Here is a 13442-nt window from a genome sequence, read left to right as displayed (position 1 = left end):
TGCTGCTTGGTAATCGGCGATTTTCCGGGTCTGTGATCCGGATGGGTAAAAGTGTCGGAGAGCCTGCAATTGCAGGTAACAGGAAGGATTCGTTACAGTGTGGAATGCAGTTCGGGGCGTTTTCTCCTTCCTTGGTCGTTTTATCGCGGCATTGGCCCGCGTGATTGCAGTGCCACTCGGCGGTCTGTGGGGACTTTTTCTCAAGTTGGGAAATTTGTGGAAAGTTGCGATTGCGGTGATCGTGATCGGACTTGGCGGCCTTTATGTCTATTTTATCTGGCAAACGCAGGTCTGGACCAACTTCAATCCTGATTATCCAGCCAAGTATAGCTACCAGAATGCTGTGACGCCTGGTGAAGTGGTGCAGACGACACCTCAGCCCCTGACTTCAACACCAGAGTCTGGAACGCCGGAGCCTGCAACCCCAACGCCTTCAGAAAACAGTGCGAGCGGGACAGACACCACGCCTGCAACGGGTGATGGTGATACGTCAACGCAGACACCGCCAATGCAGGCCGCACAAATTCCGTCGACTGCGCGCAAGTGTTCGCCTTCCGCGATTGCTGAAGTCGCCGCTGATCTTACCGATTTCAATGTGAACCAGAACGCGTGGATTTCTTCCATGCTGCTCTACAAGGTTGGCTTCTTCGGTGTTGATTGGGATCGCACGCCTTTCCTCGACAACAAGGCGTCGTTCCAGCGCGGTATCAATGCAGCTGTGCGCCGCACGGCAATCGAACTGGTGGACAATATCGGCCGTCTGCGCGGCACCTCGCAAATTGATGGCGACCTGCAGAAAGCACGCGGCAATCTGCAGTTTGCAGAAGACGCCTGGTATTTTGGCCTGAGCCCGTTTGGTCCAAAGACCCCGACGCCGAGCTATTATCGTTCGGCAATCAAGGATTTGCGCTCGTTCAACACCCGTCTTGAAAACTGTCAGGCAACCTTTGATGCACGCGCCGACAATCTGATCCAGTTTGTTGATCGTATTGCGAGCGATCTGGGTTCGACCTCTGCAATCCTCAAGGATCGTGCCGAAAACTATCATGCCGGCTGGTTCGATACGCGTGCCGATGATCGCTTCTGGTTCGCCTATGGCCAGCTCTATGCCTATTACGGCCTGCTGCGTGCGTCGCATTCGGACTTCCGTAATGTGCTAGCGGAAAAGCATCTTGATGGCGTTTGGGACGAAATGGAGCGGCAGCTGCGCTCAGCGCTCGATATGCAGCCATTCATCGTTTCCAATGGTAGCCCGGATGCTTGGTTTACGCCGTCGCATCTGACGACCATGGGCTTTTACATCCTGCGCGTTCGCTCCAATCTGGTGGACGTGAAGCAGGTTCTGGAGCGCTAATTTCTAATGGAACTGCCATCACTATTGCGTCAGGCTGTGGACGCGTCGCTTGAAGGGGTGGCTCTGGCTGACCTCAAGCGTGCGTCTGAGGTTCTTTCGCGGCGCTATCGCGCGGAAACGCGCGATGGTCGTCTGCATATTTCGGATGAACTCGCCGCAAAAGCCTATCTGGCTGCGCGACTGCCTGCGACCTATGCGGCTGTGGGCGCAAGCCTTGAGAGTGTTGCGGAAATGTGCCCGGATTTTACCCCTGCCACCATGCTTGATGTTGGCTGTGGACCAGGGACCGCACTCTGGGCGGCACGCGGATGCTGGTCTGACTTGCAATCAGCCACGATGATAGAAGCAAGCCCGGCAATCCGTGCCGTGGGAAGCAAGCTTGCAGAAAATGTTGGGCTTCAAACCGAGTGGCGTGCAGGCGATCTGGTCAAGGAAAAGATCGATTTTCCGCAAGCCGATCTCGTGACGATTGCCTATGTTCTGGATGAACTCGCTCCCCTTGATCGCAAGGAACTTGTCGAGCGGCTTTGGGCCTCGGCTCGCCATCTATTTGTGATTGTGGAGCCGGGAACACCTGCCGGCTGGCAACGCATTCTTGATGCACGGTCAGCACTGATTGCGCAAGGTGCGCATATCGCAGCGCCATGCACGCATCAGCACGACTGTCCGTTGATGGCTCCTGACTGGTGCCATTTTTCGCGCCGTGTTGCCCGGTCCCGTATCCATCGTCTGACTAAGGATGCTGAAGTGCCGTGGGAAGACGAGAAGTTTATCTATCTGGCTGCAACGCGTGATCCGTCGATGAGTGCCACGGCGCGCGTGATTGCGCCTACGCGCGTTGGCGGCGGCAAGGTTTCACTGAAGCTCTGCAACGATGATGGAAGCGCCGAAGAGCGTCTTGTCACCAAGCGGGATGGCGAGTTTTTCCGTTGGGCGCGTCGTGCCGATTGGGGCGACGCAGCACTGGGAAACTAAGCGATGAAGATCAGTCTCGTGCAGCTGCGTTTGCTTGAAGCGGTAGCCGAAACCGGCAGTGTCGGTGCTGCAGCGCGCAAGCTTGGCCTTACCCAGTCGGGTGCCAGTCAGGCGCTGGCGACGCTGGAGAAAATCCTCGGGCTGGATCTGCTTGCGCGTAAACGCGACGGTGCGATGCTGACTGCTTTTGCGCAGACCATTCTCGATGATGCACGCAGCGCTTTATCGGCGGTTGATCGGATCGAAGTGCAGGCACGCAAGATGGTTACGAATGCGCCCGACAGGTTGCGTGTGGCGGCTATTCCCAGCCAGCTCGAATATGTGGTGCCGGAGCTGCGCAAAAACTTTTTGCGGCTTCATCCGCGTGTTGAGTTCAGTACCTTTGAAGGTGGTCATGACGATGTGAGCCTTTGGGTCAGCGAAGGAATTGCCGATCTGGGCATTACCTCATTACCGACTTCCGGCCTTGAAGCAGACGAAGTCGGGCAGGAAGAGCTGGTTGTCGTGGGGCGTCGTGACGATCCGTTCATGCGCCGCGATCTCATCTCTCCCGGTGATTTGCGTGATCGACAGCTTATCGCGGCTGCTGGCTGTGAGCTGATTATCGACCGCATCATTCATGCAGATGGCGGCGCACGCAGCGAGCAGGTCAGAACGCGGGACGTTGCGACCGTGCTTGAAATGGTACGCCATGGGATCGGCTTGACGCTGCTATCGGAAATCAGCCTTCCGGGGTCCAATCTGCACGATCTCAGGGCCATCAAGCTGGATCCACCGACATTCAGAACCGTCTATATCGTCTATCGTGCAGATAGCCCGGTGAGGCATTTGATCGACAGTTTCTGCGCGATTGCCAAACAAGCAAATGTCAAAGCGGCATAAGAATTTCTAATATCTCATATCTGATTTATCCGTGCCGTATGCATTCATGGTTTCTGTAATAGTTGCCCGACTATTCACGAAGCAGAGCACAGCAGATATGACGGCGACCACCGATACGACCATTCCCGTTTCAACCTCCGATACAGTGAAAGGCCTTGTTTGGGGCCTCTCAGGAGTTCTCGTCTGGTCTGGTTCATTCGTTTTGACCCGCTTTGGATTCAAGACAGCGCTTATGCCTTCTGACATCATCGCATTGCGATTTGGGGTGGCTGGACTGGTTCTGCTGCCGGTTGTATTCGCCAAAGGGTTTGGCTTCCGGCAATTGGGGCTGCTTGGCTTCGTGCTACTCGCATCTGGTGCCGGATTTCCCTATGCGCTTCTGACGGTTTATGGGCTGCAATTCGCGCCTGCATCGCACGCGGCAGCGCTTATCCCCGGCCTGATGACAGCACTTGTCGCGGTCCTTGGCGTGTTGCTGCTTCAGGAGCGATTGGCGCTGTCGCGCTGGGTCGGGGTGGTGCTCATCCTTATCGGCAGTGGCTTGATCGCTGGCCTGTCACAACTTGGCGGGCAGGAGATGATGGGTCATCTCTCGTTTTTTGCAGCGGCGCTGGTTTGGTCGATCTACGTGATGGTCTTTCGCCGGAAAGGCATGGACGGCCTTCATGCCACTGCGATTGCAGCGGTTGCCTCTGCACTGGTGTTTCTGCCGATTTACATCCTGTTGCTCGACAAAGGCATCGGACAGACTTCGTGGGGTGATATTGCCTTGCAGGGCTTTTATCAGGGTGTGCTGACGTCGGCTTTCGGTGTTTTTGCCTTTAATCGTGCAGTTGTGCTGTTGGGAACAGCCGCAGGCGCGGCCTTATCCGCGCTCATACCGGTTGCGACACTCGTCTTGGGGCTCTTGCTGCTTGGTGAGGTGCCGGGATGGACCGATACCGCTGCTGCCCTTCTGATCAGCTTGGGTGTGCTGGCGCTGAACAGAAAGGGCAGGAAGCGTTGAGTATTATGATGCCTGCAAAGCGGGTCTTGGAGCTGGCCTGCTGATGATGAACACCATGGCGGCTGCTGCGAAACACATCGCCCCTGCCAGAATGAGCGCCGGTGTATAGCTGTCATAATCGGTGCGGACGAAGCCTGCAAAAGCTGCGGCTGCAGCTGCACCCACCTGATGGCCGGTGAATACCCATCCGAACACCATGCCAGCCTTTTCTGGACCGAAACGTTCTGCGGCAAGCTTGACCGTTGGCGGTACGGTTGCAACCCAATCGAGACCATAGAAGACGGCAAAGAGTGCCAGTTCATAGAGCGTGAAATCGGTAAAGGTCAGGTAGATCAGTGACAATCCGCGCAGGCTGTAGAACCAGAACAGCAGCCAGCGGTTGTCGAAGCGGTCGGAAAGCCAGCCTGCGCCGATGGTGCCGATGAGATCGAAAGCACCGATGACGGCCAGAATGCCTGCTGCACCCACAGGTACGATGCCGAAATCGCCGCACAATGCGATCCAATGGGTCTGGATCAGACCGTTGGTGGAAAAGCCGCAGACGAAGAAGGTGACGAACAGCACCCAGAAGGTTGATGTGGAAGATACTTCGCGCAAGGTGATCAGCGGGGAAGCGAGCAGCGAAGCAAAGCTTTTCTTAGGCTCTGCGGCAGGGAGAGGGGCGGTTCGGCCATAGGGCTTCAGCCCGATATCTGCGGGATGATCGCGCATCAGGGCAAGCACCAGCACGAGTGCTGCTATAAGAAAGCCGACGACAATGGTTAGCGACGTGCGCCAACCGATATTCTGGCTCACACTGGCGAGGATCGGCATGAAAACAAGCTGGCCGGTTGCATTGCTGGCCGTCATGAGGCCAACCACGAGACCCCGACGCTTTTCAAACCAGCGAGCAGCAACAGTCGCACCCAGGACAAGTGCGGTCATGCCGGTTCCAAGGCCGATAACGATGCCCCAAAGCCCGACCATCTGCCATTCTTCAGTCATGAAGATCGAGCCGACCAGTCCGCAGGCGATCATGACGAGTGCTGCGGACACGACGCGTCGCAGGCCAAACTGGTTCATGAAAGCAGCAGCAAAGGGCCCCATCAAACCAAACAGCACCAGACGCAGCGCCATGGCGAAGGAAATATTGGCATTGGTCCAGCCGAATTCCTTCTGCAATGGCTCGATCAGGATGCCCGCCGAGCCCATGGCTGCAGCGGTTGCAAGCATGGTCAGGAACGTGATGGCAGCAACAACCCATCCATAATGGATGTTTCGCTTTTGAAGAAAGCTTGCAAGGCTGGCAGAAATCATCTTCGGCGCTTTCGGAGACTGGCTGATTTTTGAACAGCCGCAAAGTTGAAGGTCAACCCAGTTCGCCAGTTACAGGCTCAATGGGCTTTGGTCATTGTTTTCAGTCAAAGGCGCGGAGAAGGGTAAGCAATTGCTCCACGCCTTCGCTGCCAAGTTTTGCTTCTATTTCTTCTTGTGCCTGATCCCAGAGCGGCGCGCCGCGCTCGACAAGGTCGCGGCCTGTCGACGTCAAAGCGATGTGCGTCTCACGATGATCTTCGCCCGATGTCTGTTCGATAAGGTCCATACGCTGCAACACCTTCGCATTGCGGCCCATGGTTGATCGATCAAGGTCGGCAAGCCGGGCAAGCTCGGTCAATGAGATCGATTGCGCACGCGCAATCTTTCGCAGCAGACTGAACTGCGCGACATTGATGCCGAGCGGCGCCAGCGCCTTGTCGTAAACGCTGGATGATTTTCTCGCGGCCTGCCGCAGAAGGATGCAGAAACATGGATTGGACATAATGCGGGTATATACCCGTAAATAATTAATGGCAAGCCTGTATCGGCAATAAGCCGATCTATACTGTCATCACGCTGGCAATAAGTTCAGGTCGATAGCCTACGATAGCGACGTCACACAGCGATGTGTGACGTTTCCTTGACCTCTTCCATTACGGCGTAAGTGTGGGATTCCCTTACGCCCGGCAGGGATAGAAGTGCTTCCGAGAGAAAACGGCGATAGTGATCCATATCGGAGACGCGTGCCTTGATCAGATAATCGAAGCCGCCTGCAACCATATGACATTCGAGAATATCGGGATTGCCGCGCGTGAAGGCGGAGAAGGTTTCAAAGACCTCTGGCGTGGTGCGATCAAGCTTGATTTCAATGAAAACCAGCATGGATCGATCAAGCATCTTTGGCGACAGATGGGCAGAATAGCCGAGAATATAGCCTTCGCGTGTGAGGCGTTTGACGCGTTCTGCGGTGGCGGTCTGAGACAGATTAATACGATCGGCAAGTTCAGTATTGGTCAGTCGCCCGTTCTCTTGAAGGGCGTGCAGAATACTCCTGTCCATTACATCAAGATTCTTCATTGGTGTCCCCACTCGACCGCCTGCGATGGCGGTTTTTTATTGTTTGTTTATAAATGATTTGCTTGCGAAATGAATCCGAAATCCGTCTCGCACGCAAGGCAAAATTTTTGAAACATACTTAAATTACAGCTGCATTACACGGTTTGGTAGAAGGCTACGACGATAGACTTGACAGTTGCGGAAATGTGCAATCCATAGTAGTAAATAGGTGTACTTAAAGTGATATTGCACGCATAGAGTTAAGACTTTTGGCAGGTGTTATACCCACGGCGGGCCGGAAAAGGTACTCCAACCTTTAGTCAGTTTGTCCTTATCAAGGACTAGGGAGAATCCGGACTATTTAAAGCAGTCCGGATTTTCTTTTTGTGCGGGATCAAACATTCTAAAAAATTTGCGCCGCTGAAATACGTCAATTCTGACAGGTCGACATCAGTGATTTGAGGCTTTGAATTTTCCAGTTGCAAGCGATGCGAGGGAAGGCTAACAGTATCGCCATGAACATTTCGCGCATTGACACAAAAATCTGGTGGTGGGCTCGCTAAAAGCGGCCACGCAGGCGTTTGTGCATTTGCGTTTTAGTTAAGGCCGCTGGGATTATCCGGGCGGCCTTTTTGTTTGGCTGTTTGAATAATGCCACCGCATGTTGCTCAAGAGCGGAAGCCGGTTTTGGGCAACATGCGAGAATAAAAAGCCGAAGCACGATGCGCTTTGGTTGAGGGGCCTGAGCTTTGGAAGTGCTCGATAACGAATAACACTTGGGAATTGCCAGTCATGAATGCGAAGATTGCGGATAGCGAGATATTCACGCACGAGACAGCGGGCGGCATTGTTGTCGAACGTGTGCGCCATTTGACTGCTTATAAGGGAGCTATCGAGACTTATATCGATGCTCTCAATGAGCGGCGGGGCGCGGTCTTTTCTTCCAACTACGAATATCCCGGCCGCTACACGCGATGGGACACGGCAATTGTCGATCCGCCAGTCGTGATTACCTCCCGCAATCGCCAGATGCGCATTGAAGCGCTGAACAAGCGCGGAACGATCCTGCTGCGCCCGATCCTCAAGACGGTTCAGGCGCTTGCCGAAGTGAAGGTCGATAAGGCCAGTGAAGATCTTATCGAGCTGACGATTGCTGAACCCACCGGCACATTCACCGAAGAAGAACGCTCGCGTATGCCTTCGGTCTTCACCGTGCTGCGCGCGATTGTGGGCCTTTTCTTCTCCGAGGAAGATGCAAATCTCGGCCTTTACGGTGCGTTTGGCTATGATCTGGCATTCCAGTTCGATCCAATCCAGTACAAATTGAAACGCCCGGACGATCAGCGTGATCTGGTGCTTTTCATCCCGGACGAAATCTTCGTGGCCGACCACTACTCAGCGCGAGCATGGGTGGATCGCTACGAATTTGTCTGCGGCGGCTCTTCAACGCATGATCTTGCACGGGCGACACCGGTGCAGCCATTCAAGCCCGCAGAGCGCGATCTGCCGCGTGGCGATCATAATCCGGGCGAATATGCCAAGCTGGTTGAACGCGCGAAGGAAAGCTTCAAGCGCGGCGATCTGTTTGAAGTCGTGCCGGGGCAGACTTTCTATGAGCGCTGCCACACGGCTCCTTCGGAAATCTTCCGTCGCCTGAAGTCGATCAATCCATCGCCTTATTCGTTCTTCATCAATCTTGGAGAGAACGAGTATCTGGTTGGCGCTTCGCCGGAAATGTTCGTGCGCGTCAATGGCCGTCGCATCGAGACCTGCCCGATTTCCGGCACCATCAAGCGTGGTGAAGATGCAATTTCAGACTCTGAACAGATTCTGAAACTGCTCAATTCCAAGAAAGACGAGTCCGAGCTGACCATGTGTTCGGACGTTGATCGCAACGATAAGAGCCGGGTTTGTGAGCCAGGTTCGGTGCGGGTGATCGGTCGTCGTCAGATCGAGATGTACTCGCGTCTGATCCACACTGTTGACCATATCGAAGGCCGACTGCGTGACGGTATGGATGCCTTTGACGGCTTCCTCAGCCATGCATGGGCTGTGACCGTAACCGGTGCACCAAAACTTTGGGCTATGCGCTTCCTCGAAGAAAACGAGCGTAGCCCACGCGCATGGTATGGCGGTGCCATCGGCATGATGCACTTCAACGGCGACATGAACACTGGCCTCACGCTGCGCACGATCCGCGTCAAGGATGGCGTGGCACAGATCCGCGCCGGTGCGACGCTGCTGTTTGATTCCAATCCTGAAGAGGAGGAAGCAGAAACCGAACTGAAGGCATCCGCGATGATCGCTGCTGTGCGTGAAGCACAGAAGAGCAATCAGGTTGCTGAAGAACGGGTTGCTGCAAAGGTGGGCGAGGGGATTTCGATCCTGCTGGTCGATCACGAAGATTCCTTCGTGCACACGCTCGCCAATTACTTCCGCCAGACGGGTGCTACGGTTTCGACGGTGCGCTCGCCGGTCGCCGAAGAAGTGTTCGACCGCATCAATCCTGATCTTGTTGTGCTGTCGCCCGGACCGGGTACACCGCAGGACTTCGATTGCAAGGCGACCATCGATAAGGCGCGTAAGCGTCAGCTGCCGATCTTCGGTGTTTGCCTTGGGCTTCAGGCATTGGCAGAAGCCTATGGCGGCACGCTGCGCCAGCTGCGCATTCCGATGCATGGCAAGCCGTCGCGTATCCGGGTTTCAAAGCCTGAACGCATCTTCTCGGGCCTGCCGAAGGAAGTAACGGTTGGCCGCTATCACTCGATCTTTGCTGATCCTGAACGTCTGCCGGATGATTTTCTGGTTACGGCGGAGACAGAGGACGGCGTCATCATGGCTTTTGAACATAAAAAAGAGCCTGTGGCAGCCGTTCAGTTCCACCCCGAATCCATCATGACGCTTGGTCATAATGCGGGGATGCGAATGATCGAAAATGTCGTGGTGCATTTTGCAGCAAAGCACAAAGCGCGTCGCAGCAATTACTAGAGCATTTCCTCAGTTGCAAAACAATGAGCCGGCCGTGGTGAAAACTGCGGCCGGTTTTTTCGTTTATGGCCTTATAAAATCATGGTTTTTCAGAGCTGCTTTGGCGAACCATTTGCAACAGTAATGCATTGCATTCGCAAGAGAAAATTAAATGCGCGAAGTAAAAAAACAGGGTTTCGAAATTTGGATTTTATGGGCTATAGAACGGCTATCGAAATGCTGCTTACCGGCCACGCCGGAGTGAATGCGCAATAGGCTTCTTGTTAGCCTGAACCCGCCTGTCGGGATAAGAATTAAAGTATCTGAAGGTTTGTGATGGACGCGAGTGTAAAAGTTCGGCGGCTCGCCGCTTGGTCGATTCCTGTTGCGCTGGGCGTAATGGGGCTGAAATATCTGGCCTATGCAGTGACCGGCTCCGTGGCACTCTATTCGGATGCTCTGGAATCCATCGTCAATGTGATTGCGGCACTTGGCGCCTGGTGGGCGATCAGTGTCAGCTATAAGCCAGCGGATGAAAACCACCCGTTTGGCCATCATAAAGCAGAGTATATTTCGGCAGTTGTCGAAGGCGTACTGATTACGATTGCGGCGCTTTTGATTGCAAAAGAAGCATGGTCTGCGCTTGAGAATCCGCGTCAGCTTGATGAGCCGTGGCTGGGTCTTGCGATCAATACGGGCGCTGCTGTGATAAATGCTTTCTGGGCCATGCTGCTTATTCGCACGGGTCGCAGTGCGCGCTCGCCTGCTTTGGAAGCAGATGGTCAGCATATTATGACTGACGTGTTTACGTCGGTCGGTGTTCTGGTCGGTCTTGTTGGAGCCGTCATAACAGGCTGGGCGATCCTCGATCCGCTGCTTGCCATTCTGGTTGCGATCAACATTCTTTGGCAGGGCTGGGGTGTTATCAATAAATCCGTACAGGGCTTGATGGATATCGGTGTCGAACCTTCTGAGGAAATGCGCATTCGCGATGTGATTTCGGCCAATGCCGGTGGCGCTATCGAGGTTCATGATCTCAAGACCCGCATTGCAGGCCGAGTCACCTTCATCGAGTTTCATCTGGTCGTGGCTGCTGAAATGAGCGTGGGCGACGCGCATGTCATATGCGACCGAATCGAAGACGCACTGAAGACGCAGATCGAAAGCGCGCGTGTTGTGATCCATGTTGAGCCGGAAGATGAGGCAAAACTGCCGATTGGCACGAGTTCAGTGTCTTTCGCCTAGAGCGCATTTCGATCTGATTTTATCAGATCGGCGCTCTAATCTTTATATTTGATGCGCTTCCTATCCGAAAACCGCTACACACTTTTCGGGGTGCGCATGAAACAAATAGCGGCTTGCGCGTTTTGAACCTCGAGTGTAAAAGCGTTTCCATGGTTATGAAGAACGCAACATCTATGGAACATTCCGCAGCCGCTTCCAGCGCGCGCGTGAACGTTTGCGTTCTAAACTCGCTTCTTACCCTCGGCCTTAGCGGCGATCGCCGGGCTCGTTGAAAGGAGCGTCCGGCGGTCGATTGAAGTCCCGCTGACGCATGCTCCTTTCTCAAAATCCAAATTTGAATTTTAAGACGAGATATCCGTGTCGTTACAGCAGTACAGAACTGCTTAGTACGCCGGGAGGATGAGATGACCATGAATCAGAACGTAAACACGCCGAATTCCGCTGCTAAGCATAAAGGTATGCCAGACGCGGCTGTGAAATATTCGCCATTTCCGTTTCCAAAGCTCGACGACCGCACCTGGCCTGCAAAGCGCATTGAAAAAGCACCGATCTGGTGTTCGGTCGATTTGCGCGACGGTAATCAGGCGCTGATTGACCCAATGGGTCACGACCGTAAGGAACGTATGTTCCGCTTGCTGGTCGATATGGGTTTCCCTGAAATCGAAATCGGTTTCCCATCGGCTTCGCAGACAGATTTCGACTTCTGCCGCTGGGCAATCGAGCAGGGCGACACGCCTGACGAAGTTGATCTGCAGGTGCTGGTGCAGTGCCGCCCCGAATTGATTACGCGTACGTTTGAAGCGCTGGAAGGTGCTAAGACGCCGATCATCCACTTCTACAATTCGACCAGTGAATTGCAGCGCCGCGTTGTTTTCAACAAGGACGTTAAGGGCATCAAGCAGATTGCGACCGATGCCGCAAAGATGATCATGGACATGGCTGCGAAAGCAGGCGGTGGTTATCGTTTCCAGTATTCGCCAGAAAGCTTCACCGGCACCGAGCTGGAAGTGGCGCTGGAAATCTGCAATGCGGTGACGGAAATCGTCAAGCCGACAGCAGAGCACAAGCTGATCCTCAACCTGCCATCCACTGTCGAAATGAACACGCCAAATGTTTACGCCGACCAGATCGAATGGATGTGCCGCAATCTCGACAATCGCGAAAACCTGATCATTTCGCTGCACCCGCACAATGATCGTGGAACGGGCATCGCTGCAACGGAACTCGGCCTGATGGCGGGGGCTGATCGCGTTGAAGGCACGCTGTTCGGCAATGGCGAACGCACCGGCAATGTGGACGTGGTGACGTTGGCGCTCAACATGTACACGCAGGGCATCGATCCAGAGCTGGATTGCACAGACATCAATCGCATGAAGGATGTCTACGAATATTCAAACCAGCTGAAGATTGCAGAGCGTCATCCTTATGTGGGCGAGCTGGTCTATACAGCTTTCTCGGGTTCGCATCAGGATGCGATCAACAAAGGTATGAAGGTTCGCAAGACCGCCAATTCGCCGGTCTGGGAAGTGCCTTATCTGCCAATCGATCCGCAGGATGTTGGCCGTTCTTATGAGGCGATCATCCGCATCAATTCGCAGTCTGGTAAGGGCGGTATCGCCTATATTCTGCAGGCTGACTACGGCTTGAATCTGCCGCGCAATCTCCAGGTTGAGTTCCGCGAAATCATCCAGAACATCACGGATGATGAAGGCAAAGAACTGCCATCAAAGCGCATTCATGAAGAGTTCCAGAAGCTCTATGTCGAACAGCCAGAAGGCCGCATCAAGTTCGTGGATCACCACACCTATCCAGATCCTGAACAGAAGGGTCGTCGTATTCTGACCGCTGAAATCACCGATAACGGCGTGACCAAGAATATCGAAGGTAAGGGCACAGGCCCGATTGATGGCTTCATCGATGCGTTGTCGAAATATCTCGGCGTGAAGATGTCGGTTATCGATTACTCCGAGCATTCGCTAAAGCAAGGTTCGGACGCGGCTGCTATTTCCTATGTTGAAGTTGCATACCCGGACGGAAAATTGTTCGGCGCCGGTATCAACGACAACATCGTGAGCGCCTCGCTCGAAGCAATTGTTTCGGCGGCCAATCGCGTAATCGGAAAATAATACGGGCAATTTATTTTGTTACAGGCGGCGCTATGCGTCGCCTTTAATTTATGTATCTATTATATGTGCCTTTATGTTTATTTATAATTTGGGATTGTCATCATATATTCATATTTATAAATACAACGCCCAGTGAATTATTTTATTTATTGGGTATGTTTATGAAGAATATTCTAATGTTAGTAGTATTTTGATCTGTTGTTGCAGGTTGTGCATCGCGCTCCAGTAATATTTCGGCGAGTTATGTATCTTCTTCGGCTTACAGCTCGCTTTCATGTGCCGCTCTGAAAGAAGAGGCCGTGCGTGTTTCATATAGTGCAGCCGCGGCTTCAGGGCGCCAAGATTCAGCGGCGACTGGCGACGCAGTAAAAACAGGGGTTGGTCTTGTCCTGTTCTGGCCCGTACTTTTCTTCAATGAAGGTAATGGTGCAAAAGCCGCCGATGTTGCCCGCCTGAAAGGTGAAATGCAGGCATTGGAGGTCGCTGCAGCCCAGAAGAACTGCAATATCACGTTTCGCTCTCGCTGAACTTTAAT

The 13442-nt window shown here is 53.7% G+C and carries 11 protein-coding genes; 8 read left to right on the top strand and 3 right to left on the bottom strand.

Annotation, left to right across the window (positions count from 1 at the left end; genetic code table 11):
• Positions 1-97 precede the first annotated feature (97 nt).
• The 4 genes from ABWV94_RS11910 (at position 98) to ABWV94_RS11895 (ending at position 4217) form a co-directional block, all read left to right on the top strand.
• A complete protein-coding gene (locus tag ABWV94_RS11910) occupies positions 98-1354 on the top strand; it encodes a DUF2333 family protein (protein ID WP_064320895.1) in 1257 nt (418 codons plus the stop codon).
• Positions 1355-1360: 6 nt separating this feature from the next.
• Complete coding sequence (locus tag ABWV94_RS11905; protein WP_353413667.1) at positions 1361-2329, top strand: small ribosomal subunit Rsm22 family protein; 969 nt, start codon at positions 1361-1363, stop codon at positions 2327-2329.
• Positions 2330-2332: 3 nt separating this feature from the next.
• Positions 2333-3211: a LysR family transcriptional regulator gene (locus tag ABWV94_RS11900; protein ID WP_112805580.1), complete on the top strand. Its 879-nt coding sequence runs from the start codon at positions 2333-2335 to the stop codon at positions 3209-3211.
• Between the two features lie 97 nt (positions 3212-3308).
• Complete coding sequence (locus tag ABWV94_RS11895; RefSeq protein ID WP_064320892.1) at positions 3309-4217, top strand: DMT family transporter; 909 nt, start codon at positions 3309-3311, stop codon at positions 4215-4217.
• Positions 4218-4220: 3 nt separating this feature from the next.
• Here the strand turns inward: ABWV94_RS11895 and ABWV94_RS11890 are convergent, their stop codons facing one another.
• The 3 genes from ABWV94_RS11890 to ABWV94_RS11880 form a co-directional block, all read right to left on the bottom strand.
• Positions 4221-5513 (bottom strand): MFS transporter, encoded by a 1293-nt coding sequence (locus ABWV94_RS11890; RefSeq protein WP_064320891.1) that lies wholly within the window; start codon positions 5511-5513, stop codon positions 4221-4223.
• A gap of 100 nt (positions 5514-5613) precedes the next feature.
• Complete coding sequence (locus tag ABWV94_RS11885) at positions 5614-6015, bottom strand: MarR family winged helix-turn-helix transcriptional regulator (protein ID WP_113496192.1); 402 nt, start codon at positions 6013-6015, stop codon at positions 5614-5616.
• Positions 6016-6128: 113 nt separating this feature from the next.
• Positions 6129-6590, bottom strand: a complete 462-nt coding sequence (locus tag ABWV94_RS11880; RefSeq protein ID WP_007876078.1) for an Lrp/AsnC ligand binding domain-containing protein — start codon at positions 6588-6590, stop codon at positions 6129-6131.
• A gap of 771 nt (positions 6591-7361) precedes the next feature.
• Between ABWV94_RS11880 and ABWV94_RS11875 the strand changes: the two genes are divergently transcribed.
• The 4 genes from ABWV94_RS11875 (at position 7362) to ABWV94_RS11860 (ending at position 13434) form a co-directional block, all read left to right on the top strand.
• Positions 7362-9557 carry an anthranilate synthase component I gene (locus ABWV94_RS11875; protein WP_064320889.1) on the top strand — a complete coding sequence of 732 codons (2196 nt, stop codon included), beginning with the start codon at positions 7362-7364 and terminating at the stop codon, positions 9555-9557.
• A 315-nt stretch (positions 9558-9872) separates the two neighbouring features.
• Complete coding sequence (locus ABWV94_RS11870; RefSeq protein ID WP_113496191.1) at positions 9873-10781, top strand: cation diffusion facilitator family transporter; 909 nt, start codon at positions 9873-9875, stop codon at positions 10779-10781.
• Positions 10782-11191: 410 nt separating this feature from the next.
• Positions 11192-12907, top strand: coding sequence for a 2-isopropylmalate synthase (leuA, locus tag ABWV94_RS11865; RefSeq protein ID WP_113496222.1), 1716 nt, complete (start codon positions 11192-11194; stop codon positions 12905-12907).
• Positions 12908-13206: 299 nt separating this feature from the next.
• A complete protein-coding gene (locus ABWV94_RS11860) occupies positions 13207-13434 on the top strand; it encodes a hypothetical protein (protein WP_353413663.1) in 228 nt (75 codons plus the stop codon).
• The last annotated feature ends 8 nt before the right edge of the window (positions 13435-13442 follow it).

The sequence above is a fragment of the Brucella sp. NBRC 12953 genome, assembly GCF_040369775.1.
In the GTDB taxonomy this organism is placed as follows: Bacteria; Pseudomonadota; Alphaproteobacteria; order Rhizobiales; family Rhizobiaceae; genus Brucella; species Brucella pseudogrignonensis.
The sequence above is the reverse complement of the archived record's forward strand: the minus strand, read 5'-3'. Positions and strand labels throughout refer to the sequence as shown.

Excerpts from the sequence above, each read along its gene's own strand:
- ABWV94_RS11885 (WP_113496192.1), bottom strand. The coding sequence starts at position 6,015 with ATGTCCAATCCATGTTTCTGCATCCTTCTGCGGCAGGCCGCGAGAAAA.
- ABWV94_RS11890 (WP_064320891.1), bottom strand. The coding sequence starts at position 5,513 with ATGATTTCTGCCAGCCTTGCAAGCTTTCTTCAAAAGCGAAACATCCAT.
- ABWV94_RS11900 (WP_112805580.1), top strand. The coding sequence starts at position 2,333 with ATGAAGATCAGTCTCGTGCAGCTGCGTTTGCTTGAAGCGGTAGCCGAA.
- ABWV94_RS11895 (WP_064320892.1), top strand. The coding sequence starts at position 3,309 with ATGACGGCGACCACCGATACGACCATTCCCGTTTCAACCTCCGATACA.
- ABWV94_RS11875 (WP_064320889.1), top strand. The coding sequence starts at position 7,362 with ATGAATGCGAAGATTGCGGATAGCGAGATATTCACGCACGAGACAGCG.
- ABWV94_RS11880 (WP_007876078.1), bottom strand. The coding sequence starts at position 6,590 with ATGAAGAATCTTGATGTAATGGACAGGAGTATTCTGCACGCCCTTCAA.
- leuA (WP_113496222.1), top strand. The coding sequence starts at position 11,192 with ATGAATCAGAACGTAAACACGCCGAATTCCGCTGCTAAGCATAAAGGT.
- ABWV94_RS11905 (WP_353413667.1), top strand. The coding sequence starts at position 1,361 with ATGGAACTGCCATCACTATTGCGTCAGGCTGTGGACGCGTCGCTTGAA.
- ABWV94_RS11870 (WP_113496191.1), top strand. The coding sequence starts at position 9,873 with ATGGACGCGAGTGTAAAAGTTCGGCGGCTCGCCGCTTGGTCGATTCCT.